Annotated in this window: 17 protein-coding genes and 4 pseudogenes; 7 read left to right on the top strand and 14 right to left on the bottom strand. The window is 70.2% G+C overall.

Annotation, left to right across the window (positions count from 1 at the left end; all coding sequences use genetic code 11):
* Positions 1-69 precede the first annotated feature (69 nt).
* Entirely contained in the window at positions 70-1,650 is a 1,581-nt protein-coding gene (locus tag EAO75_RS34215; RefSeq protein ID WP_147999054.1) for a GMC oxidoreductase, read from the top strand.
* 5 nt (positions 1,651-1,655) lie between these two features.
* Here the strand turns inward: EAO75_RS34215 and EAO75_RS34210 are convergent, their stop codons facing one another.
* The 8 genes and pseudogenes from EAO75_RS34210 to EAO75_RS34175 form a co-directional block, all read right to left on the bottom strand.
* Positions 1,656-2,696, bottom strand: a complete 1,041-nt coding sequence (locus tag EAO75_RS34210; RefSeq protein ID WP_147999053.1) for a cytochrome d ubiquinol oxidase subunit II — start codon at positions 2,694-2,696, stop codon at positions 1,656-1,658.
* Positions 2,696-4,174, bottom strand: coding sequence for a cytochrome ubiquinol oxidase subunit I (locus tag EAO75_RS34205; RefSeq protein WP_147999052.1), 1,479 nt, complete (start codon positions 4,172-4,174; stop codon positions 2,696-2,698). Before EAO75_RS34205 ends, EAO75_RS34210 begins: the two co-directional genes overlap by 1 nt.
* A gap of 28 nt (positions 4,175-4,202) precedes the next feature.
* On the bottom strand, positions 4,203-5,543 hold the full coding sequence (locus EAO75_RS34200; protein WP_147999051.1) for an NAD(P)/FAD-dependent oxidoreductase: 1,341 nt from the start codon (positions 5,541-5,543) through the stop codon (positions 4,203-4,205).
* Positions 5,544-5,549: 6 nt separating this feature from the next.
* Entirely contained in the window at positions 5,550-6,356 is an 807-nt protein-coding gene (locus tag EAO75_RS34195) for an SDR family oxidoreductase (RefSeq protein WP_148000446.1), read from the bottom strand.
* 187 nt (positions 6,357-6,543) lie between these two features.
* The gene (locus tag EAO75_RS34190) at positions 6,544-8,283 is read right to left on the bottom strand and encodes a VanW family protein (protein ID WP_147999050.1); all 1,740 of its coding nucleotides are present in this window, start codon (positions 8,281-8,283) and stop codon (positions 6,544-6,546) included.
* Between the two features lie 132 nt (positions 8,284-8,415).
* Positions 8,416-9,591, bottom strand: a complete 1,176-nt coding sequence (locus EAO75_RS34185; protein ID WP_147999049.1) for a DUF475 domain-containing protein — start codon at positions 9,589-9,591, stop codon at positions 8,416-8,418.
* A complete protein-coding gene (locus EAO75_RS34180) occupies positions 9,591-9,986 on the bottom strand; it encodes a universal stress protein (protein ID WP_147999048.1) in 396 nt (131 codons plus the stop codon). The genes EAO75_RS34185 and EAO75_RS34180 overlap by 1 nt, the downstream gene beginning before the upstream one ends.
* Positions 9,983-10,246: pseudogene (locus tag EAO75_RS34175) on the bottom strand (tripartite tricarboxylate transporter permease); the annotation flags it as partial. The pseudogene EAO75_RS34175 and the gene EAO75_RS34180, both read right to left, overlap by 4 nt.
* A gap of 83 nt (positions 10,247-10,329) precedes the next feature.
* On the opposite strand from EAO75_RS34175, the gene tnpA reads away from it, so the two are divergent.
* Together tnpA and EAO75_RS34165 are read left to right on the top strand one after the other, a co-directional pair.
* Positions 10,330-10,779, top strand: coding sequence for an IS200/IS605 family transposase (gene tnpA, locus EAO75_RS34170; RefSeq protein ID WP_261989550.1), 450 nt, complete (start codon positions 10,330-10,332; stop codon positions 10,777-10,779).
* Positions 10,776-11,984, top strand: a complete 1,209-nt coding sequence (locus EAO75_RS34165) for an RNA-guided endonuclease InsQ/TnpB family protein (protein WP_147999047.1) — start codon at positions 10,776-10,778, stop codon at positions 11,982-11,984. Before tnpA ends, EAO75_RS34165 begins: the two co-directional genes overlap by 4 nt.
* A gap of 24 nt (positions 11,985-12,008) precedes the next feature.
* On the opposite strand, the gene EAO75_RS46185 is transcribed toward EAO75_RS34165, so the two are convergent.
* Positions 12,009-12,359: a hypothetical protein gene (locus EAO75_RS46185; protein ID WP_187284701.1), complete on the bottom strand. Its 351-nt coding sequence runs from the start codon at positions 12,357-12,359 to the stop codon at positions 12,009-12,011.
* A 126-nt stretch (positions 12,360-12,485) separates the two neighbouring features.
* The gene (locus EAO75_RS46180) at positions 12,486-12,926 is read right to left on the bottom strand and encodes a hypothetical protein (protein WP_187284700.1); all 441 of its coding nucleotides are present in this window, start codon (positions 12,924-12,926) and stop codon (positions 12,486-12,488) included.
* Positions 12,927-13,887: 961 nt separating this feature from the next.
* On the opposite strand from EAO75_RS46180, the pseudogene EAO75_RS34155 reads away from it, so the two are divergent.
* A pseudogene (locus tag EAO75_RS34155) lies at positions 13,888-14,904 on the top strand (sensor histidine kinase); the annotation flags it as partial.
* Positions 14,901-15,581: a response regulator gene (locus tag EAO75_RS34150; protein WP_147999046.1), complete on the top strand. Its 681-nt coding sequence runs from the start codon at positions 14,901-14,903 to the stop codon at positions 15,579-15,581. The pseudogene EAO75_RS34155 and the gene EAO75_RS34150, both read left to right, overlap by 4 nt.
* A gap of 58 nt (positions 15,582-15,639) precedes the next feature.
* Here the strand turns inward: EAO75_RS34150 and EAO75_RS34145 are convergent, their stop codons facing one another.
* Positions 15,640-15,909, bottom strand: a complete 270-nt coding sequence (locus EAO75_RS34145; protein WP_147999045.1) for a DUF1876 domain-containing protein — start codon at positions 15,907-15,909, stop codon at positions 15,640-15,642.
* Between the two features lie 420 nt (positions 15,910-16,329).
* Between EAO75_RS34145 and EAO75_RS34140 the strand changes: the two genes are divergently transcribed.
* Positions 16,330-17,007: a response regulator transcription factor gene (locus EAO75_RS34140; RefSeq protein WP_147999044.1), complete on the top strand. Its 678-nt coding sequence runs from the start codon at positions 16,330-16,332 to the stop codon at positions 17,005-17,007.
* Positions 17,008-17,025: 18 nt separating this feature from the next.
* Positions 17,026-18,327 carry a sensor histidine kinase gene (locus tag EAO75_RS34135; RefSeq protein WP_222724013.1) on the top strand — a complete coding sequence of 434 codons (1,302 nt, stop codon included), beginning with the start codon at positions 17,026-17,028 and terminating at the stop codon, positions 18,325-18,327.
* On the opposite strand, the pseudogene EAO75_RS34130 reads toward EAO75_RS34135, so the two are convergent.
* From EAO75_RS34130 to EAO75_RS34120, 3 genes and pseudogenes are all read right to left on the bottom strand, one after another.
* Positions 18,323-19,783 (bottom strand): annotated as a pseudogene (locus EAO75_RS34130) (carboxyl transferase domain-containing protein); the annotation flags it as partial. The gene EAO75_RS34135 and the pseudogene EAO75_RS34130 sit on opposite strands and share 5 nt — an antisense overlap.
* Positions 19,780-21,222, bottom strand: a complete 1,443-nt coding sequence (locus EAO75_RS34125) for an acyl-CoA synthetase (RefSeq protein ID WP_147999043.1) — start codon at positions 21,220-21,222, stop codon at positions 19,780-19,782. The gene EAO75_RS34125 and the pseudogene EAO75_RS34130, both read right to left, overlap by 4 nt.
* 69 nt (positions 21,223-21,291) lie before the next feature.
* Positions 21,292-21,870 (bottom strand): annotated as a pseudogene (locus EAO75_RS34120) (SLC13 family permease); the annotation flags it as partial.
* Positions 21,871-21,951 lie beyond the last annotated feature (81 nt).

Below are 21,951 nucleotides of genomic sequence, written 5' to 3'. Positions count from 1 at the left end.
CGAAGGTACGGAATATTCCGATGTGCGCGGGCGCGTGCCCCCGAACGACTACTGGAACGGGACCTTCGCATGGCCGGCGATCAGCACTACGACGTCGTCATCATCGGTACGGGAGCGGGCGGCGGCACACTCGCCCACCGTCTGGCTCCCACCGGCAAGCGGATCCTGCTCCTGGAGCGCGGCGACTACCTGCCGCGTGAGCGGGACAACTGGGACTCCACCGCCGTCTTCGTCAAGGGCAAGTACCGTGCCCCCGAGTTCTGGTACGACAAGCACGGCAACGAGTTCCCCCCAGAGGTGAACTACTACGTCGGGGGCAACACCAAGTTCTACGGCGCCGCCCTGTTCCGGCTGCGGCCCGAGGACTTCGGAGAGTTGCGCCACCATGACGGCATCTCACCGGCCTGGCCGATCCGCTACGAGGATCTGGAGCCGTACTACACCCAGGCCGAACAGCTCTACCTGGTGCACGGCCGGCACGGCGAGGACCCCACCGAGGGCCCCGCCAGCGGTCCTTACCCGCACCCGCCCGTGGCACACGAGCCGCGTATCCAGCAGCTCAGCGACGACCTGGAGAAGGAGGGGCTGCATCCCTTCCATCTGCCCATCGGCGTCAACCTCACCCAGGACGACGACGGCCGGGCCACGCACTCCAGTGTCTGCATCCGCTGCGACCGCGTCGACGGCTTCCCGTGCCTCGTCGGGGCCAAGTCGGACGCGCAGGTCATCTGCGTCGATCCGGCGCTGAAGCACCGCAACGTCACGCTGATGACGGGCGCCAACGTACGACGCCTGGAGACCGACGCGAGCGGGAACACCGTCACCAGGGTCGTGGCCGAGCTCGGGGACGGAACGACCGAGCGGTTCAGCGCCGACATCGTGGTCGTCGCCTGCGGTGCGGTCAACTCGGCCGCGCTGCTGCTGCGTTCGGCCAACGAAAGGCATCCGAACGGCCTGGCCAACGGCTCCGACGTGGTGGGACGCCACTACATGCGGCACAACAATCTCGCCCTGATGGCGGTGTCGAAGGAGCCGAACCCCACGAAGTTCCAGAAGACCCTTGCCCTGCACGACTGGTATCTGGGCGCGGACGACTGGGACTATCCGCTCGGTGGCATCCAGATGCTCGGCAAGTCGGACGCCGACCAGATCCACGGCGAGGCACCGCGCTGGGCCGGCGCGGCCGCGCCCGACATGCCGTTCGAGGCGCTGGCCCACCACGCCGTCGACTTCTGGCTCTGCGGAGAGGACCTCCCGCTGCCCGAGAGCCGCGTCACCCTGGACGGCAACGACGCCATCCATCTGGCGCTCGACGAGAAGAACAACATCGCCGGGCTCAAGCGCCTCCAGCACAAACTGCAGGGGATGCTGAGCCGCTTGGGCATGCACGAGCACCATCTGCTGTCGCACAGCATCTACCTGCACAAGGGCATGCCCATCGGCGCCACGGCGCACCAGGCCGGCACCGTACGGTTCGGCGACGACCCGGCCGGCTCGGCTCTGGACATCAACTGCAAGGCCCACGAGCTCGACAACCTCTACGTGGTCGACACGAGCTTCTTTCCGAGCATCGGCGCGGTCAACCCGTCACTGACGGCCATCGCCAACGCCCTGCGCGTCGGCGACCAGATCGCCGCCCGGCTGCGCTGACGCCGCTACAGGTCGTCCCCGGGTGCCCGGGCGGCCCGGGTGTCGGCGTCGGTGAGCGGTTCGAGCCTGCCCAGGGTGTCGAGCCGGTAGAGCAGGACCAGCGCGGGGCCGACCAGCACGATCGCGATGAGGGTGACGAGGGCCAGCCAGCGCAGGGTGTGCGCGGCGCCGGCCGCCTGCTCCACCGTCAGCGAGGTGGGCAGCAGGTAGGGCCGCTGGGCGAGGCCCCAGGCGCAGACGACCAGGGCCACGCTCGCCACCGCCGTGTAGCGGCACCAGCGGTACTCCCGGCGCAACAGGAGCACAACCGTCGCGAGACCGCAGACCCCGGCCAGGATGACCAGGCACAGGCCCCATCCTCCGGTGAGGCCGTCCCAGACGTACCTGGCGTCACTGCGGGTGACGGGCAGGGCGATGAGTGCCAGGACGACGACGGCGCCGAAGGCCAGGAAGGCACGTAGCCGGAAGTAGTCCACGAGGTCGTCGGCACCGAACCGGCGGGCGTCGGCGCACAGGAACACCGCCCCGAGGAACGCGGTGGCCGCGACGGTCAGCAGACCCGTGAGGACGGAGACCGGGTTGGCCCAGGCGTCCGCGGAGGCGGTCGTCCCGACCTTCACCCGGCCCGCGGCGATCCCGCCCAGGACCGCCCCGAGGAAGAAGGGCGTGAGCAACGACGCGACGGCGAACATCGCACCGTAGAGCCGCCGTCGGGCCAGGCGCCGGGCGGGCTTGCGCAGGGCGAACCCGGCACCGCGCAGGACCAGGCCGACCGCCGCGAGCGTGAGCGGCAGCCACATCGCCTCGAAGATGGCCTGGAACACGGTCGGAAAACCGGTCCACATGACGACGAAGACGAAGATCAGCCAGACGTTGTTGGTCTCCCAGACCGGCGCCATGGCGTGATCGATGAGCCGGCGGGGCCGCTTGCCGCGATCGGCGCCGCCGGCCACGAGGTCCCAGAAGCCCGCGCCGTAGTCGGTGCCGCCGGCGCAGGCGTAGGCGGCGATCGCGAGGACCATGACCCAGGCGATGAGATCGGCCATCAGGACGCACCGCCCGAGGCGCCGTCGGATCCGCCCGCGCGCCCCGCCCCTGTGGGCTCGGGCTCGCTCCTGGGCCCGTACGGGGTGTCGGTCTCGGGCGGTGGTGCGGCGCCCGGTGCGGCCGGACTCTCGTCGGCGATGCGCCAACGGGTGCGCATCTTCAGCACGACCGCGAGGAACGAGGCGAAGACGGCCACGTACACGACGATCACGACGCCGAGCATCGCCCACAGCGATCCGGCGCCGGTGTCGGTCACCGCCTCCGAGACCCTCATGTGGTTGTAGACGATCCAGGGCTGCCGGCCGACCTCGGTGGCGATCCAGCCGCACTCGACGGTGATCAGGCACGCGACGCCGGCAACCGCCGCACAGCGGAAGAACCAGCGGCTGCGCGGCAGGTCCCGGTGGCGCAGCCAGCACCAGCCGTACCAGAGCGCGAGCAGGATCAGCAGGCTGCCGACGGTGGCCATGATGTCGAAGGCCCAGTGGGCGATGGTGGCCTGGACGGCGGTGGGGCGGTCGGAAGCCGGTACCGAGGTCAGTCCGGTGACCTGGGTGCTGGGCTTGAAGCCGGCGAGGATGGAGTCCAGCTGGGGGATCTTCAGTCCGCCGGCGATCGTCCCGTCGGAGTTCAGCCGCCCGAACAGGTACTCGGGTACATGGGTGTCCGTCTTCCAGACCAGCTCCATGGCCGCGAACTTGACCGGCTGCTTGTGGAACACGGAGCGAGCGGCCGAGTCACCGAGCATGAACTGCACCGGGGTGAGGATCGCCGCCACCGTGAAGGGGAGCGTGAAGCCCAGCCGGTGGTACCGGTCACGGCGCCCCCGCAGCCAGCCGACCGCGTACACACCGGCGACCACATAACCGGCCGTCAGGAACATCGCGACGACGAAGTGCCAGTACTCCGGGCCGAACATCGGAGTGAAGATCGACTGACGCACATCGACGTCGACAGGGTTGCCGTCGGCGTCGAGCCGGAACCCCTGCGGGGTGTTCATCCAGGAGTTCGCCGCGATGATGCCGAACGCCCCCATCAGCGCGGTCAGCGGCAGCGGCACCGCCAGCCAGAAATGGGTCCAGGGCTTGAGGCGGCGCCAGCCGTAGAGGTAGATCGCGATCAGGATCGCCTCCAGGAAGAACGCCCAGGCCTCGACGCCGAAGCCCAGGCCGAAGACGTCGCCCCAACGGCCCATCATGCCGGGCCACAGCAGCCCGAGTTCGAAGGACAGTACGGTGCCGGTGACGACGCCGATGGCGAACTGGACGGCCATCACGGCCGACCAGCGCCGCGCGAGCTGCAGGGCGACGGCGTCGTCGCGGCGCAGCGCCCGGTAGTGCATGAGCACCGTGATGAACGGCAGTGCCACACCGAACGGGACCAGCAGGATGTGCGAGGCCAGGGTGAACGCCATCAACTCCCGGGCCGGCAGGAGCTGGGGCGGGGTGGTCGCCAGAAGGGCCGCTGTGCTGAGCATGTGCGCCTCGAAGGTCTGCGGGGAACGGTCAGGCAGACGGCGAGGGCGCCTTCTGCTCGGGTGCCGGCTCGGCCGGTGCGTCGGCGTCGGACATGGCGAAGGCACGTTCACGCCGTGCGTTGGTGGCGAACGCGACGGACCAGCTGAGGACGGCTCCCAGCCGGCTGCGGAAGCCGGTGAGGAAGGCCACGTGGATGAAGAGCCAGGCGAGCCAGCCGAGGAAACCCGACAGGTGCAGCGGGCCGGTCTTGAGGACGGCCCGGCCCCGGGAGATATAGGCGGCGCTGCCGAGGTCCACGTACTTGAACGGCTTCTGCTTCTTCGTCCGGCCCTCCACGGCATGGCGCACGGACCGGCCGGCGTAGGCACCCGACTGCATGGCGACCTCGGCCAGACCCGGCAGCTTGTTCAGGCTCATCACATCGCCCGTGACCCGGATCTCCGGGTGGCCGGGGAGGGTCAGATCGGGCTCGACCGCAATGCGTCCCGCCCGGTCCTGGGTGGCGCCGGTGGCCCGCGCCAGCGCGGTGGCGACGGGCGGCGCCTCGACCCCGGCCGTCCACAGCACGGTGCGGGCCTCGTACCTGGTGACCGCGCCGTCCTTGTGCCGCACCATCAGACCGTGGGCATCGATGTCGGTCACTCTCGTGCCGAGGTGGAGCTCCACCCCCAGTCCCCGCAGGGTTCGGGCCGCGCGCTCGGCGAGGGGGCGGCCGAACGCGCCGAGCACCTCGTCGGAGCCCTCGAAGAGCAGCACCCGCGCCTCGGCGGAGTCGATCGTGCGGAACTCGCGCTCCAGTGTGTGGCCGGCGATCTCCCTGATCTGCCCGGCGAGTTCGACACCGGTCGGCCCGCCGCCGACCAGCGCGAAGGTGAGCCACTGCTGTCGTTCCCGGGCGCTGGTGGCCGTCTCGGCCATCTCGAACGCCTGGTAGATCCGCCGACGGATGTCCAGCGCGTCGTTCAGCGTCTTCATGCCCGGGGCGTGGGCGGCGAACTCGTCGTGGCCGAAGTAGGACTGCCGCATACCGACGCCGACGATCAGGTCGTCGTAGGGAAGCTCCATGGCCCTGCCGTCGGGTAGGCGCAGGTGGACCAGCCGGGCCTGCACGTCCACGTCGGTGGCTTCGGCGAGCAGGCAGCGCACGTTGTGGTGGCGGCGCAGAATGTCGCGCAGCGGCTGTGCGATCTGTCCCTCGGAGAGGATTCCGGAGGCGCACTGGTAGAGCAGGGGCTGGAAGAGGTGGTGGGCGCGCCGGTCGACGACGGTCACCGAGACCGGAGACCGGCGCAGCGCGCGGGCCGCGAACAGCCCCGCGAACCCCCCGCCGAGGATCACCACCCGGCGGGGCGTGACGTGATCCTGCATCGGGGATCAGCCCCCGGTGGCGAAGCCGGGGAAGAGCGTCATTCCGCCGTCGACGTAGAGCGTGGTGCCCACGACGTAGTCGAGCAGGTCGGACGCCACGGCGACGACGGCGTTGGCGATGTCGTCCGGGTCGCCGACCCGGCGGTAGGGGATGAGGCGCAGCAGGTCGGCCTCGGCTTCCGGGGTCGACCAGGCGTCCCGGTTGATGTTGGTGCGGATCGCGCCGGGGGCGACCGCGTTGACCCTGATGCGCTTGGGGGCCAGCTCCTGGGCGAGGGTCTGCATCAGCAGGCTGACGCCGCCCTTGGAGGAGGCGTAGTTCACATGCCCCGACCACGGAACGAGCTGGTGGACGGAGCTCATGCAGATGATCTTCCCGGCCGACCGGGACACTTCCTCCACCACTCCGCGCCGCATGAACTCCTTGACGGCCTCGCGCGCGCACAGGAACTGGCCGGTCAGATTGACGTCGATGACCTTCTGCCACTGGGCGAGCGTCATGTCCACCACGGCGGCGTCCCGTTGGAGCCCCGCGTTGGCCACCATGATGTCGATGGTGCCGAATTCCTCGATCATCCGCGCCACCATGGCGACCACCTGCGCCTCGTCGGAGACGTCGGCCTGGTGGGCGTAGGAACGGACCCCGAAGCCCTTGATCTGGTCCACGACCTGCTCGGCCTCGTCCTGACCGGCGACGTAGTTCACCACGACGTCCGCTCCGGCCCGGCCCAGGGCGACGGCGGTCGCCAGGCCGATACCCGAGTTGGCACCGGTCACCAGGGCCTTCTGGCCCCTCAGCAGCTGCGCGGACATCACCCGGCCGCTGTCCTCGACACTTCCTGCCGCCACGGTCTCTCCTTCGGCGTATCGGAACGCAAGCGCGCCCCGACATAAGCACCCGGCACCGCGGGGGCGGCAGACCGGCGCGCCACGCGGCCGTGTTCGGCGGGGCACGCCACACGATCGGCCCACGAGCCGGACCGGGCTCCCACCCGGGGCGTCACTCGCAGACGATCTCGTCGCGGGGGTCGTAGTGCGTGCGGAACGGCTCGCGCTTCACCACGTCGCCGCCGACGACGAAGACGCGTTGCACGGTGACGTCGAAGCCCTCCAACGGAGTCTGCGGGACGCACCGTTCGTCGGTGCTCACCTTGCGCTCCGGCTGCTTCACGTTCGTGCGAGGGCCCTTGACGGAGCCGATGTCGTCGTACTTGCGGGTGCCGAGGAAGGAGATGGTCACGGAGGAGGCGGTGGAGTGGGCCTGGATGTAGATGGCGTTGCCCGAGTCGTTGTTGAACTTCAGGTCCAGGCTGCCCCAGGCGACCGTCGCCTCACGGCCCTCCGGGTAGCGCTCGATGTAGAACGAGTGGGCGCCGTGCTCCACGGGCTTGACGCCGGCGAAGAACATCGCGTTGAAGACGGTCGTGGCCACGGCGGAGACACCGCCGCCCTGGGCCTTGGTGAACTCGTCGTTGAGGATCATCACGCCCTCGACGAAGCCGTTGGCCTCGGTGCGCTCGCCGACCGTCCTGTTGAAGCTCCAGGTCTTGCCCGGCATCACGACGGAGCCGTTGATCAGATCCACCGCCCGGCCGATGTTCCTCGTGCGGTACGGCGCCGGTTCGAAGTTGACGGTGAAGGAGGACATCTCCTCCCGCAGCCCCAGCCGCTCGACGTTCGCGCGGGTCACCTGCGGCTCGGCCACCAGCGTGGCGATCTCGCCGCTGCGGGCGGCGCCCCGCTGCGTGAGCAGCGGCAGTACGGCCTTGCCCAGCGCCTTGTCGGTGACGACATGGCCGGCCCGGCCGTCCTCGGCCACCCCGACCCGGTTGCCGACGAGACGCAGCTCGGCGTTGTGCGCCCGGGCGGGCAGGCCGGACAAGGGGCGGGCCACCGCGGGGTCGGCGCGCAGGCCCTCGGCGTCCAGCTTCGGCGTGAGCCGGCCGGCGCCGTCCGCGCGCATCGCCAGGTGCTCGCCCAGCACCGGCTGCTCGATCGTGAAGCGCCGGTCGGCCACGCTGAGGGTGACCGGCGCCGACATGGCCGGCTCGGCGAACTCGCTCATCGCCCGGCGCAGCTCCCGCTCGGTGACCTTGGGCTTGGTCTCACGGGTGGGCAGGGCCGTGACGGAGCTGCCGTCACCCTTGAGGAAGGCGGCGCGCAGGGGGTCGACGGCGGCGTCCGTGTCGAGCGCGTAGCCGCTGTGCGGGGTGACCGGCCGCGCCTGGCCGTCCTCGAACGTGACGGCGCCCTCGCGGACCTTCTGATCGAGCGCCTTCGCCATCCTCTTCAGGGTGGCGTGGGCCTTGTCCTCGTCGACGCGTACGGCCGGCTCGACCGCGCCGCCCGAGCTGAAGAGGCCGCCGATCACGCTGAACGGGTCGGCGTTCTCGGTGCGGCCCGCGCGGTCCACGGTCCTGTCGTAGTCGAAGGTGATGCCCACCTGCCGCGGTTCGACCGTGGTCCTGCGGTCACCGACCGTCACGGTCAGGTCGCGGGCGTCGGCCGGGCCCAGCCGGTCCTCCAGCCTTTTGACGGCCTCCGCGCGGCTCAGCCCCCCGATGTCCACGCCGCGCACCGTGGTGCCGTGCTCTATGTCCCCGCCCGCGACCAGTAGCCCGGCGAGATACAGGCCGCCGATGCCGACGGTGAGGGCGCCGCCGGCCAGGGCCAGGGGCGGAAGAGAGGTGATCCGGCGAGCCGAGAAGGTTCGCGGGACGGAGGGGGCGCGCAGGCGCATGGGTCTCCCGGGCGGGCGATCGACGGAGGCAAACACATCCAGCTAGCCATAATCGGGCGAAAACGCCTATGTCGTACGCCACGTATGTTTCGGATCACGCCTCGTGTCCCGCCCGGGAGCCCGGTCGGCCTCTCACGCCCCTGACGGCACCTGAGCCTTCTCGTCCTCCGCGTCCCTCTCGTCCGGCGTCGGCCCGTCCGCCTCCGCCTCTGCCCCTGCCTCTGCCAGCGTCTTGTTGCGGCGGACGGAGGCCAGGAAGGACGCGGCGATCAGGACGACGCCGATCAGGCCGGTGACGATCTCGCTGATCTGGTGCTGGATGGTGATCAGCAGGATCGCAGCGAGGGCGCCGATGGCGTAGTGGGCGCCGTGCTCCAGGTAGACGTAGTCGTCGAGGGTGCCCTTGCGGACCAGGTAGACCGTGAGGGAGCGGACGTACATCGCGCCGATGCCGAGGCCGAGCGCCATCCAGAAGATGTGGTTGGTGATGGCGAAGGCGCCGATCACGCCGTCGAAGGAGAAGGACGCGTCCAGGACCTCCAGGTAGAGGAAGAGGAAGAACGCGGCCTTCCCGGCGAGGGCGACCGCCGAGACCGGTTTGCCCTCGGCCCTGGCCCTCTCCTCCTCCTCGTGCTCGTGCTCCTCCTCCTGTTCGAGCCGGTCCTCGAAGTGGCCGGACAGGCCGCCGACCACGAGGTAGGTGATGAGCCCCGCGATGCCGGAGAGCAGGACGGTCGCGGACTTGTCCGCCTGGCCGGTGCTGACGTGGGCGTGGGTGGCGAAGGTCAGCGCCGTGGCCAGCAGGGCGACGAGCGCGAGGCAGACCGCCAGCATGTCGATCTTGCCGAGCTTCGCGAGCGGGCGCTCCAGCCAGGCCAGCCACTTGATCTCGCGGTCCTCCAGGATGAAGTCGAGGAAGATCATCAGCAGGAACATGCCACCGAAGGCCGCGATCGCCGGGTGGGCGTCGGTGACCAGGTCCTGGTAGCGGTCGGGGTCGTCCAGGGCGAGCCGGACCGCCTCGATCGGGCCCACCTTGGCGCTGATCGCGACGATCACGACCGGGAAGACCAGCCGCATGCCGAACACCGCGATCAGGATGCCGAAGGTGAGGAAGACGCGCTGCCAGAAGGCGTTCATCTTCTTCAGGATCCCGGCGTTGACGACCGCGTTGTCGAAGGACACGGAGATCTCCAGGATCGACAGGATCAGGACGATCCCGAACGCCTCCCAGCCCCACTGCCACCCGGCGAAGGCGAGGCCGAGCGCCGTGACGGCGAACGACCAGCCGAAGGTCCGCAGCACCATCAGCCCTCCGCCTTCACCGCGAGGACCGGGCAGTCCACGCCCAGCAGGATCTGCTGGGCCGCCGAGCCCATGATCAGCTTGCCGACGGCGCTGCGCCGGCGCAGGCCGATCACCACCAGCGACGCGTCCATCGTCTCCGCCAGGTCGATGATCTCCGCGGCGGCGTCGCGGGCGCCGAGGACCTGGCGGATGTCGAAGTCGATGCCGAGGGCGGCGAGGTCCTCGCGGACGTGGCTCAGATCGGGTTCCTGGGCGAAGCGGGGGTCGACCAGGGAGTCGCCCCGGGTGGTGTTCACCACCAGCAGTTTCTCGTCGCGGCGGCGAGCCTCGTCGATCGCCGCGCGCAGGGCCGCCTCGCCCTCGGGGGAGGGGACGTATCCCACCAGGATGGTCATGCTCGAACTCCCTCACGGGACAGGGGACGTTTGACGAACCGGCCTATCAGCGGCCACACCAGGACCAGCGTGACCGCGGCGTACACCGTGTACGACACCGGCCCGCCCAGCAGCCCCGACAGCTCGCCGCCGGACAGCTGGAGGGAGCGCCGGCCCTGCAGCTCCGCGCGCGGGCCCAGGATCACGCCGACGATCAGCGGCAGGACCGGCAGCCCGAAGCGGCGCATGGCGAAGCCGAGGAGGCCCAGGGTGAGCAGGATGGGCTGCTCTGACATCAACTGCCTGCAGGGATCCGCGCTGTTGAGCTGAGCCGGGAACTTAGCCGCCATTATACTTGTCACGTATGTATAGTGATCACGTGACTGTGGCCAGGAAGGTTCGCCGGTTCTCTGGCGGCGTGTACGACCTTGGGCTCCACCTGGTGTGGTGCCCAAAGTACCGCCGTCCGGTCCTCGGCGGGCGGGTCGCGGAACGCCTGGACGAGTTGATCCGGCAGAAGGCGGAAGAGCGCGAGTGGAAGATCATTGCGCTCGAGGTGATGCCCGACCATGTGCACCTGTTCGTCAAGCACGACGCGAAGTCGTCGGCGTCGTACGTTGCGAACCAGTTCAAGGGCTTCACCTCCCGCGTGCTGCGATCAGAGTTCCCGCACCTGAAGTCGCGGGTGCCCACGCTGTGGTCGTCGTCGTACTTTGCCGCCTCGGTCGGCGCCGTGTCGGCGGCCACAGTGGAGAATTACATCAACACCCAGTGGGAACGTCCCAGGAAGAAGGATGAGGAGGCGCGGGATTGATACGCGCCTATAAGTTCCTTCTTCGCCCCACAGTGCGCCAGGAGCAGGCACTGCGGGACATGCTCCGGGATCACTGTTCCCTCTACAACGGCGCACTTCAGGAGCGCCGGGACGCCTATCGGCACAGCTCGAAGACGAGCATCAAGTACGGCGAGCAGTCCGCTCAGCTCAAGGCGATCAGGGCATGCGACCCGGAGCGTCAGGGCCGCTGGTCATTCTCCTCGCAGCAGGCGACGTTGCGGCGGTTGGACAAGGCGTTCCAGGCCTTCTTTCGCCGCACCAAGGCCGGTCAGACCCCCGGATACCCGCGCTTCAAAGGTGTCGGGCACTTCGACACGGTGGTCTTCCCGAAGGATGGTGACGGCTGCCGCTGGGACTCCACGCCGCACGATATTCAGACCCGCGTACGCCTTCAAGGCATCGGGCATATCCGGGTGCACCAGCACCGGCCGGTGAAGGGCAGCGTCAAGACGGTCGGCGTCAAGCGGGAGGGTCGCCGCTGGTACGTCATCCTTGCCTGCGACCAAGTGCCTGCTGAGCCGCTTCCAGCTACCGGGTCGATTGTCGGCATCGATATGGGCACGGTGCACTTCTTCACCGACTCAGGCGGCAGCCACAAGGAGAACCCGCGCTTCCTGGAGTCGATGGCCAAGGAGCTGGCCGCCGCGCAGCAGCACCTTGCGACGTTCCCCAAGTGCACGAAACGACGGACGAAGAAGCACCGGGCCGCCGCCCGCAAGGTCGCGAAGATCCACGTAAAGATCCGGCGGCAGCGCCTTGACCACCACCACAAGACCGCGAACGAGCTGATCCGCGACCACGACGTGGTCGGCCACGAGCAACTGAACACAGCGGGCATGACCAAGGCGCCCGCGCCCAGGCCCGACCCCGAGCAGAACGGCGCGTTCCTCCCCAATGGGGCTGCCGCGAAAGCGGGCCTGAACCGCAGCATCCTGGATGCGGGTTGGGGGCTGTTCTTCGGAATCCTGGCGAACAAGGCTGAGAGCGCCGGTCGCCGAGTGATCCCGGTAAACGCCCGCAACACCTCCCGCACCTGCCCCGAATGCGGGCACGTCAGCGCGGAGAACCGCATCACCCAAGCGAAGTTCGAGTGCACAGCGTGCGGGTTCGCCGCGAACGCTGATCACGTGGGCGCGCTGAACGTCCTGCACAGGGCCGGGCTGGTCCTCTGCGCGGAGGCTTAGCCACCGACGCAGGAAGCGCGCGACTTAGTCGTGGGTGGAGTCACCTGCATGGCCATCTTGCTTGCTTTTGTGACTTTGCGTGGCGGTGTGGCGTCGCGCGCGCCGCCTCCTAATCATGGTTTCCAACACCCCGGCAGCGGATACGACCTCACCGCCCGCGCCGTCTCCCAGGTGATGCAGGACGCCGAGTTCGCCTTCGGCGTCCAGGTGTTCAACCTGCCCGGCGTCCGCGACATCGTGTGCCTGCAGCGCAGGGTCAACGAAAAGGGTAACGGTAAGCGGCCAGCAGCGTTGCGGATCTCGCATGCGCTGCCCGGCCGTGCGCGACCCCACCGCAGCCCGCGCCCACCGGATCATCCGCTCTGCGAACGCCAAGGCGTCCCGATCCTCGCCGACCGTGCCTACATGGGAGTCAGACTGCGGGTGGCGACCCCCCTTAGACGCCCGCCGGCCGCGGCCTCGCACCGACACAGCAAACCGTGCGATTGTGTCGCTGTGGGGCTAAGTGCAGCAGATCGATCGCGTATTGCCGCGCTCAATCAAATTAGCCTTGACATAAGTTGCGGACGTGAGCTCAAGGAACCTGCCTTCTGTGAAGTCCTTGTTGCAAACTCCCCAGTTCCCCGACCCCAATTTGTTGACACACGAACCCGTTCTGCCGTTACTGCCGTCGGGATATCCCCATTCGGCCACCGCGGAATATCCATCCTTCACGGTGTCCTTGATGTACAGTAGATCACCTTCGGGCTTGAAGCAAGAATATGCACCTGTGAACGCATCGGCATCCGTGCAGTAATAGGTTCCAGTCGGTCCACCGGATGCTGCGGCAAGGTCAACTTCGCCACCGTGATACTCAGCGAAGGCTGCGGTGGAATTCATTAGAGTCAGTGCCGCGCCAGCCATGGCGGCTAGAGCAAGTAGCCTTGGTTGGGATATACGCATGGGGAATCTCCTTTGTTGAAGTTCGCCATGCAGATTGCCGCAGCACCTCTGGGCTGTCAATGGATAATCAATCCGTTAGGGTCTTTGTCTATTTTCTCCGGATTCGCCTTGCTTGCCAACTTTAGAGGTGATATGTCAAAGTGTGATCCAATAATTCTTGAGCGAATCTGAGTGCCCATGCACGTCTTCCGCTGCTATGGTCAGTCACCAATCACATCAAGTGAGGGAGGAAGTAGTTGATATCTCCGCTTCATCGCAGATTGCGCGGGCGTTTCGGTGTCGTACTCGCCGCTGTGGCTGCTCTGGTGGTGTTCGGTGCCCCACCCGCATCCGCGAATAGCTTCGACGGGCCCTACTATAATTCCCTTAAAGGTGGCGATTACGAAGGGTACTACAGCTGGTCCGACGGCAATAACACCGTCACAGTCAGCAACATAAGCAATGGGCACCATGTTCGGGTAAGAGTGCAGGCGTATGTGAATGGGGCTTACTATAGCTATCTGGATAAGTACAATAACGACGGCACTACGCTGAAGTCTTATGTGCCTGACGCCATGCCTAAAGTTAAGATGCGAATCTCTCTCTGCTATTATAGTTCCAGTTGGAATTACCTCGGTGGCTGCACCTATCACTACGGTTACAATACGTAGCCGCCTTAACCTCGGTATTTCATGACGGCTCGTCAGTTCATCTGGCGGGCCGTTCCGGTTTGTTGGGTACTTTCGGGCAGGGCGGGTGCCCGGCTGTCGCGTCGGGTTCCACGGCTCCGGTCAGGGTTGTGCTGTTCGCAGGGGCAGACGGGAGGCTCGTGGTCGGCCGGGGTTCGGGAGGGCTTCCAGTCCAGGCGAGGACGTCGGTGAAGGACCGGTGCCCCGTGAGGCGGACGATGTGGCGCGGTCCGGTGGTGGCGAGTTGGGCGGCGGCGGAGAACAACTGCTTGCGCAGGCGGCGGGGTTCCCGTCGGCGGGCGATGCTGTTCGGGATCGCCGAGGGCGTGGTGGCCCTCGACCCGCACCAGCGGCTGACCCTGGTGAACGCGGTCGGCCGCAGACTGCTCGACCTCCCCGAGAACTGCGTCGGGATGAGCCTCGCCGACCTGGAGATCGAGGGGCGCCTGTACGACGTCCTGGCCGGAACCGCGCCCGAGGCCGAACCCGGCGAGGACCTCGCGCGGCGCGACGAGGTCGTCGTACGCCGCGGCCGGGTCCTGGTGATGAACCGGATGGACGTCACCAAGGACGGCCGCCGCCTCGGCTCGGTGACGACCCTGCGCGACCGCACCGAACTCGCCCAGCTGGAACGGGAGTTGGGATCCTTCCGCAGCACCACCGAGCTGCTGCGCGCCCAGGCCCACGAGTTCTCCAACCAGCTGCACACCATCTCCGGGCTCATCCAGATCGGCGAGCACGACGAGGTCGTACGGTACGTCCGCGCCCTGCGCAAGCACCGCGAGTCGCTCGACGTGAGCATCACCAGCCGGGTCCGGGACCGGGCCGTCGCCGCGCTGCTCATGGCCAAGTCGGCGCTCGCCGCGGAACGCAAGGTGCGCCTGAAGATCTCCGAGCGCACCTCCCTGGACCGGCTGGAGCCGACGGACTCCGCGGACGTGGCGACCGTGCTCGGCAACCTCGTGGACAACGCGGTCGACGCGGCCACGAGCGGCTCCCGGGCGGGCGACGGCGACCCCGACGCGTGGGTGGAGGTGGAGCTGCGCCAGGACGCCTCCAGCGTGGAGATCGTCGTACGGGACTCGGGGCCCGGCGTGGCGCCCGAGCTCGCGCAGGAGGTGTTCTCGCACGGGTTCACCACCAAGGCCGCGCAGGGCGGTGACCGGGGGATCGGCCTGGCGCTGACCCGGCTGGTGTGCAAACGCCGGGGCGGTGAGGTGTCGGTCGCCAACACGCTGGCGGGCGCCATGTTCACCGCCCGGATGTCCGTCGGCCGACCGGCCGACCGAGCGACGGAGACAGTCCGATGATCGATGTGCTGATCGTGGAGGACGACTTCATGGTGGCGCGGATCCACCGCGGATTCGTCAACGATGTCGACGGGTTCCGGGTGATCGGCACCGCGAACTGCGGCGAGCAGGCGCTCACGGCGGTCGGCGAGCTGCAACCGGACCTGGTGCTGCTCGACCTCTACCTGCCCGACATGTTCGGCCTGGAGATCATCCCCCGGCTGCGTACCGCCGGGCACGACTGCGACGTCATGGTGATCAGCGCGGCACGCGAGTCCGAGGCGGTCCGGGGCGCCGTACGCCAGGGCGTCGTCGACTACCTGCTGAAGCCCTTCGACGCGGAGGACCTCAGGACGCGCCTGGAGCAGTACGCCGCCCGGCGCAGCAACCTCCACGCCGCGGTGGTCAGCGGACAGTCCGACGTCGACCGGGCGCTGGCCCGGGGCGCGGCGCCGACCGCGGCGCCGGCGGCCCTGCCCAAGGGCATGAGCGTGGAGACCGCCGAACTCATCGAACGCGAGCTACGGGCGGCCGAGGGCACCCTCTCCGCCGCCGAGTGCGCGGCCCGCTCCGGGGTGTCCCGGGTCAGCGCCCGACGGTACCTGGAGCACTTCAGCGTCACCGGCCGCGCGGAGGTGTCCCTCAGGTACGGGCAGGCGGGGCGGCCGGAGCGGCGGTACAGCTGGGCTGCCGACTAGGTGTTTCCCGTCATCCCGGTTTCCTGTCACCCCGGCTTCCCGTCATCCCGGCTTCCTGTCACCCCTCGACGGGGCCGGTCAGCTGGACGATGTCGTCGGACGCGAGGTCGTGCAGCCTGGTGGCCAGGTCCTCCAGGGCTCGGCCGGCGGCGAGTTCGTCGCCGATCCCGGGCACGGGCCGGTCGATCGGATTGCGGTGGGCCACGCCCCGGCCGGTGACGGCCAGCATGTCCTCGGGCGTGTCCTGAGTGGTCAGCACGGCCTCGGCGCGGGTGTCGTCGCCGTCCTCGATGATGTGGATCCGGACGGTCCAGTGTTTGTCTTCCATCGAGATCACCTCCGTACACCGGTGGGCGGCCCGGGGCCCTACTGACGAGCGTGCGCCTGTTCGCGGGGCGGGTCCAGCGCGGGGCGCCGGGTGGCGTGCGCGGTGGTACCCCGAGGTGAGTCGGGGGCGTCCTCCTCCCTTGGAAGTAGCCCGGCAGGCATCCGCTCCTGCCGCGGAGGCATGACAAGTGCCTCCGTGGGCACGATGTGCCGAAAGGTTGCGGAGAGAAGGCTGGTCGCAACGGACTTGAGATACGAGGAGGGCGCCATGAACCGCCAGACCCACGTTCGCGTTCGTGTCACCCGCCGGCCCGCCGCTCCCCGTGACACCAGGGGCGAGATCGACCGGCGCACCCCCTCGGGGCGGATCCTGCCGTACTGACACCGGGCCGGCGGGCCCTCGCCGACGTAGCGTGAGGGCATGCGGGTGCTGGTCGTCGAGGACGAGGAGCGGTTCGCCGCCGGGCTCAGGGACGGGCTGGAGGCCGAGGGCTTCGCCGTCGACATCGCGCTCGACGGCGTGGACGGGCTGTGGCTGGCCCGCGAGAACAGTTACGACGCGATCGTCCTCGACGTCATGCTGCCGAAGCTCAACGGCTACCGCGTCTGCCGGACCCTGCGCGCCGAGCGCTGCTGGACGCCGATCCTCATGCTCACCGCCAAGGAGGGCGAGTGGGACGAGATCGAGGGCCTCGACACCGGCGCCGACGACTATCTGACCAAGCCGGTCTCCTACGCCGTACTCCTGGCCCGGTTGCGGGCACTGCTACGGCGCGAGGCACGGGAGCGGCCCGCCGTGCTCGCCGCCGGTGATCTGCGGCTCGACCCTGCCGCCCGGACCGTCAGCCGGGCCGGCCACGACATCGAGGTCACCGCGCGGGAGTTCGCGGTGCTGGAGTTCCTGCTGCGGCGGTCCGGGGAGGCGGTGACGAAGCGGACCATCCTCGACCACGTGTGGGGCGACGACTTCGAGGGCGACCCGAACATCGTCGAGGTGTACGTACGGCGGCTGCGCAACAAGGTCGACCGGCCCTTCGGCCGGCAGTCGCTGCTGACGTCGCGGGGGCACGGGTACCGGCTCGTGCCCGATGACGGGTGACGGGAGCTCTGGCGCCCGATGACGGACGAACGGTACGAGCACCGGCTGCGGGCGGTACGGGTCCGGGCCACGGCCGTCGCCGTGCTCGCCGTGGCCGTGGCCCTGGTGGCCGCCGGGATCGGGCTCGTCGTGGGGCTGCGCGCCGAGCTCAGCGCGGACGTCCGGGACGCCGCCCGGGCCCGGGCCTCCGACGTGGCCCGGGTCATCGAGGCGGGACGCGGGGTGCCCGCGCCGACCGTGTCCGCGCCCGACGAGGAGTTCTTGCAGGTCGTCGACGCGGACGGCGCCGTCGTCGCGGCCAGCGAGAACGTGGCGGGACAGCCGGCGCTGGCCCGCCTGGACCCCGGCGAGAGCGCCTCCGTCCACACCCCGCTCGACGAGGACCCCTTCATGGTGGTGGCGGTCGGCGCCCGGGACGACGGCCGCGAGCTGGTCGTCCTTGCGGGGCGGGACGCCGCGGGCGTCTCCGACGCCACGAACACGGTCACCTGGCTGTTGCTCATCGGCCTGCCGGTCCTGCTCGTCCTCGCGGCCGCCGCCACCTGGATCGCCGTCGGCCGCGCCCTGCGCCGCGTCGCCCGCGCCGAGGCGGCGCAACGCCGGTTCGTCTCCGACGCCTCCCACGAACTGCGCTCACCCGTGGCCACCGTCCGCCAGCACGCCGAGGTCGCCCTCGCCCACCCCGAGCGCAGCGACACCGGATCCCTGGCCGGGACCGTGCTCGACGAGGCCGTACGCATGCAGCGCCTCGTCGACGACCTGCTGCTGCTCGCCCGCGCCGACGAGAGCGCGCTGCTGCGGGGCGGGCGGCGGCCGGTCGACCTCGACGACCTGGTCCTCGCGGAGGCGGGGCGGCTGCGCTCGGCCTCCCCCGGCATGCGCGTCGACAGCACGGCGGTGGGCGCGGCCCGGGTGACCGGCGACGAGGACGCGCTGGGGCGTCTGGTGCGCAACCTCGGCGAGAACGCGGCGCGGCACGCCCGCACGCGGGTGACGTTCGCGCTGACGGACGCCGGGGACGGGTGGGTACGGCTGCTGGTGGAGGACGACGGCCCCGGAATTGCGGCCGCCGACCGGGAGCGGGTCCTCGACCGCTTCGTGCGCCTCGACGACTCCCGTGCGCGGGGCGCGGGAGGCGTCGGAGACGAACCGGCGTTGCGCCGCCTCGGCGCGGGCGACGCGGCGCAGGGCGCGGCCGACGGCGATCCAGGTGGATCCTGCGATGGCTGTTCATGGCGGCCTCCTCGATGCCGGTCCGCCCCGGTCTCGACGCCGGTCCGATACGCCGAGGGTCCCCCGCGACCGCTGAACATCCCCTGAWCCGGAGTTGATCCGCCGTCGCCTCCACCTCCCCCGGCCCCCGCTTCAGGATCGCCGCCGCCAGTTCCGGGGCGATCACCGAGAAGTAGCTGTCGGGTGTGGCCCAGGTGTTGCCCGGTGCCGCGAGGGCCAGTGCGCCGCCCGAGCCGCCCTCGCCGATGAGGAGGGTGGTGATCGGTGTGCGTGCGGACGCCACCGCCCCGAACAGGTCCGCGATGGCCGCCCCGACCCCCTGCCGCTCCGCCTCCGCGTCATTCGCGGCGCCCGGCGTGTCCACCAGCGTCAGCACCGGGATCCCGAGCCGGTCCGCGAGGCGGATCAGGCGGGCGGCGGTGCGGTAGCCGGCGGGGCGGGTGGCCGTGCCGGTCTGCGCGGCGTAGGCGACGCTGCGGCCGTCGTGCTCCCCGAAGCCGCACAGCATGCCGTCGGGGTCGGTACCGCCGCAGCGGTCGCCGCTGATCGCGACGCGGTGGGTGAAGTAGGCCGACAGGTAGGCCTCCGCGCGCGGACGCCGGGGCGCGCGGGCGCTGCGGACGGCGTCCCAGCCGGTGGCGGGGAGATCCGACACGCCGAGGGCGGCGGGAAGCGGCGCCGGCCCGTCGGCCGGGGTGGCTGCCGGGCCGGGCCTGCCGTCTGCCCCCGGAGCCGTCGCCCCCGGCGTCGGTTGACGCGGCTCGGCTGTCCCACCGGGCGTCGCGGACGGTGGCCGGGTCTGGGACGGTCGCCGCGTCGCGGACAGCGGGCGTCGGTCCGTCGGGGGTACGCCCGCACCCCCCGTCGGCCCCGCCAGCAACCGCAGCCACACCCCGAGTACCTTCCGCACCTCCCCCGGCCGCACCACCGCGTCCACCGCCCCCGCGGCCACCTGCGCCTGCGCCGTGTACGCCGCCGGGTCCGCGTCGGGCGGGCGGACGCGGGAGCCCGCGAAGCCGACCTGGGCGTCGGGGAGGGCGAGGATCACGTCGGCGCCGGCGCCGAGGGTGGCCCAGCCGCCGCCCGTCGTCGGGTCCCGGAGTACCGCGATCTGAGGCAGGCCCGCCTCGCGCGTGAGCGCGGACTGCCGTGCCACGCGCTGGAGTTGGGTGAGGGCGAGCATGCCCTCCTGCATACGGCTGCCGCCCGTCGCCACCAGCGGCACGACGGGCAGGCGGCGGGCGCGGGCGTATGTGTACGCCGCCTCCAGCCGGTCCCCGGTGCGTTCGCCCAGCGAGCCGCCCAGGAAGCCGAACTCGAACGCGATGAGGACCGCGCGCGTGCCCTCGATCGTGGCGGTGCCGCAGACCACCGACTCCTCCTCGCCGGTGCGCTGGACGGCACGGGCGCGCGAGGCGTCGTAGCCGTGCCAGCCGAGGGGGCCGTCCGGCCCGGAGTCCCGTTCCGGGTAAGGGAGTTCGGTGAAGGAGGAGCCGTCGGTGATCAGGGCGATGACCTGCCGTGCCGCGAGCCGTTCCGTCATGAAGTCAGCGCCCGCTTCATGATCTTCCCCATGTCGTTGCGGGGGAGGGCGTCCAGGTAGTGGACCCTGCGCGGGCGCTTGTGCGGCGCCAGGCGGGCGGCGACATGGTCCGCCAACTCGGCCGCGGAGGGCGGGGACTGGGGGTCCGCCGGGACGATCCACGCCACGATCCGCTCGCCCAGGTCCGCGTCCGGCTCCCCGGTCACCGCCGCCTCCCGCACCCCCGGGTGTTCGAGGAGCGCGTTCTCGATCTCGCCCGCCCCGATCTTGTAACCCCCGCTCTTGATCAGGTCGGTGGCCTTGCGGCCGACGATGCGGACGTACCCGTCGGGCTCGCGCACCGCCATGTCACCGGTCCGGAACCAGCCGTCCGTCGTGAAGGCGGCGGTCGTCGCGTCAGGGCGGTTCAGGTACTCCGTGAAGAGGTTCGGGCCGCGCACCTGGATCTCGCCCACGGTCTCGCCGTCGTACGACGCGATCGGCGACCCGTCCTCCTCCACCAGCCGCAGCTCCACGCCCGGCAGCGGCACGCCGACCGTCCCGGCCCTGGCCTCGCCGTCCGCGCGGACGCTGGTGTTCATCAGCGTCTCCGTCATGCCGTACCGCTCGACGACCCGCTGCCCGGTCGCGGCCGTGATCCGCTCGTGGTCGTGCACGGGAAGCGCCGCCGAGCCCGAGACCAGCAGGCGGGCCTTGCCCAGCGCCTGCGCAAGCCCCGGGTCCTCGGGGAGGGCCTGGGCGACGCGGTGGTACATCGTCGGCACGCCGAACATCATCGTCGCGCCGTCGTTCAGCTCGCGGGTCACGCCCTGCGTGCTGAAGCGGCCCAGGTGGCGTACCGAGCCGCCGCGGCGCAGCGGGCCGAGGATGCCGAGGACCAGGCCGTGCACATGGAACAGGGGCAGGCCGTGGACCAGTACGTCCTCGCCGGTCCACTGCCAGGCGTCGGCGAGCGCGTCCAGCGTGTGGGCGACGGCCCGGCGGGGGATGACGGCGCCCTTGGGCGGGCCGGTGGTACCGGACGTGTAGACGATCAGGGCGGGATCCTCGCCGGACGCCTGCCGGTCGGGGAGCGGGCCCACGCCCCGCACGTCGACGTCGACGCGCTCCAAGTCGCCCAGCGCGGCGGGCAGTTCGTCCCCCGCGGCGGCCAGCACCACCGTCGGCGCACAGTCGGACAGGATGTGCCCGAGCTCCTTCTCCCCGGACTTCGGGTTGAGCGGTACGGCGGCGACACCGGCCTCCAGCGCCGCCACCACCGCCACGGCGGTCTCCAGCGCCGGCGTCGCCCAGACGGCCACGCGGCCCGCCCCGCCGATCCGCGCCGCGAGCGCACCGGCGGCGGCGCCGAGCTCGCCGTACGTCAGGGAGCGGTCGCCGAACCGCAGTGCGGCTCGCTGTGCCGGAGCGCCCGTCAGGGCCGGGAAGAGAGAGGACACGCGTCGTACTCCTTAACTGTTCAACGGACACCGAGTGTTGTCGTCCACCAAGTGTTGTCGTCCACCGGCCTACCCCCAGCCCGGCACGACCAGCACCAGCCACACCACCGCGGGCACGACCGCCACCACGATCCCTCCGTACACCATCAGCTGCCGGAAGAAACGCTCACGGTCCACGTCCGGTGCCGCGGCCAGCACCAGCGCGCCGTTCGTCGAGAAGGGGCTCACGTCCACGACCGTCGCCGACACCGCGAGCGCGGCCACCATCCCGACCGCCCCGATCTCGCCCTGCGCCAGGAACGGCACGGCGAGCGGGATGAGCGCGCCCATGATGCCGACGGACGAGGCGAACGCCGAAACGATCGCGCCGATGTAGCAGAGCAGTACGGCGGCCAGCAGCGGTACGCCGATGCCGCTGACGCCCTCGCCGGCCCAGGTGATGGTGCCCATCTCGTCCAGTACGCCGACGTACGTCAGCACACCGCAGATCAGCAGCACCGTCGGCCAGGCGATCTCGCCGACCGCCTGGCGGCTGTCCTGCGGCCAGGCGGTGCTCAGGACGACGGCGAGGGTGATCGCGGTCAGACCGGCGTCCAGGTCGAAGACGAGGACGGCGATGACGAGGGCGACGAGGGAGACGAGGGTGGCGCTGCTTGGCCATGGGGCGCAGGGCGTCGGTCACGGGGTCCCCCTTCTCGTCCGGAGCGTAACACCTGGCGGGTGCGCGGT

The sequence above is a fragment of the Streptomyces sp. UW30 genome, from assembly GCF_008042075.1.
GTDB lineage: Bacteria > Actinomycetota > Actinomycetes > Streptomycetales > Streptomycetaceae > Streptomyces.
Note: the sequence above shows the minus strand (reverse complement) of the source record. Positions and strands in the feature narration are given on the sequence as shown.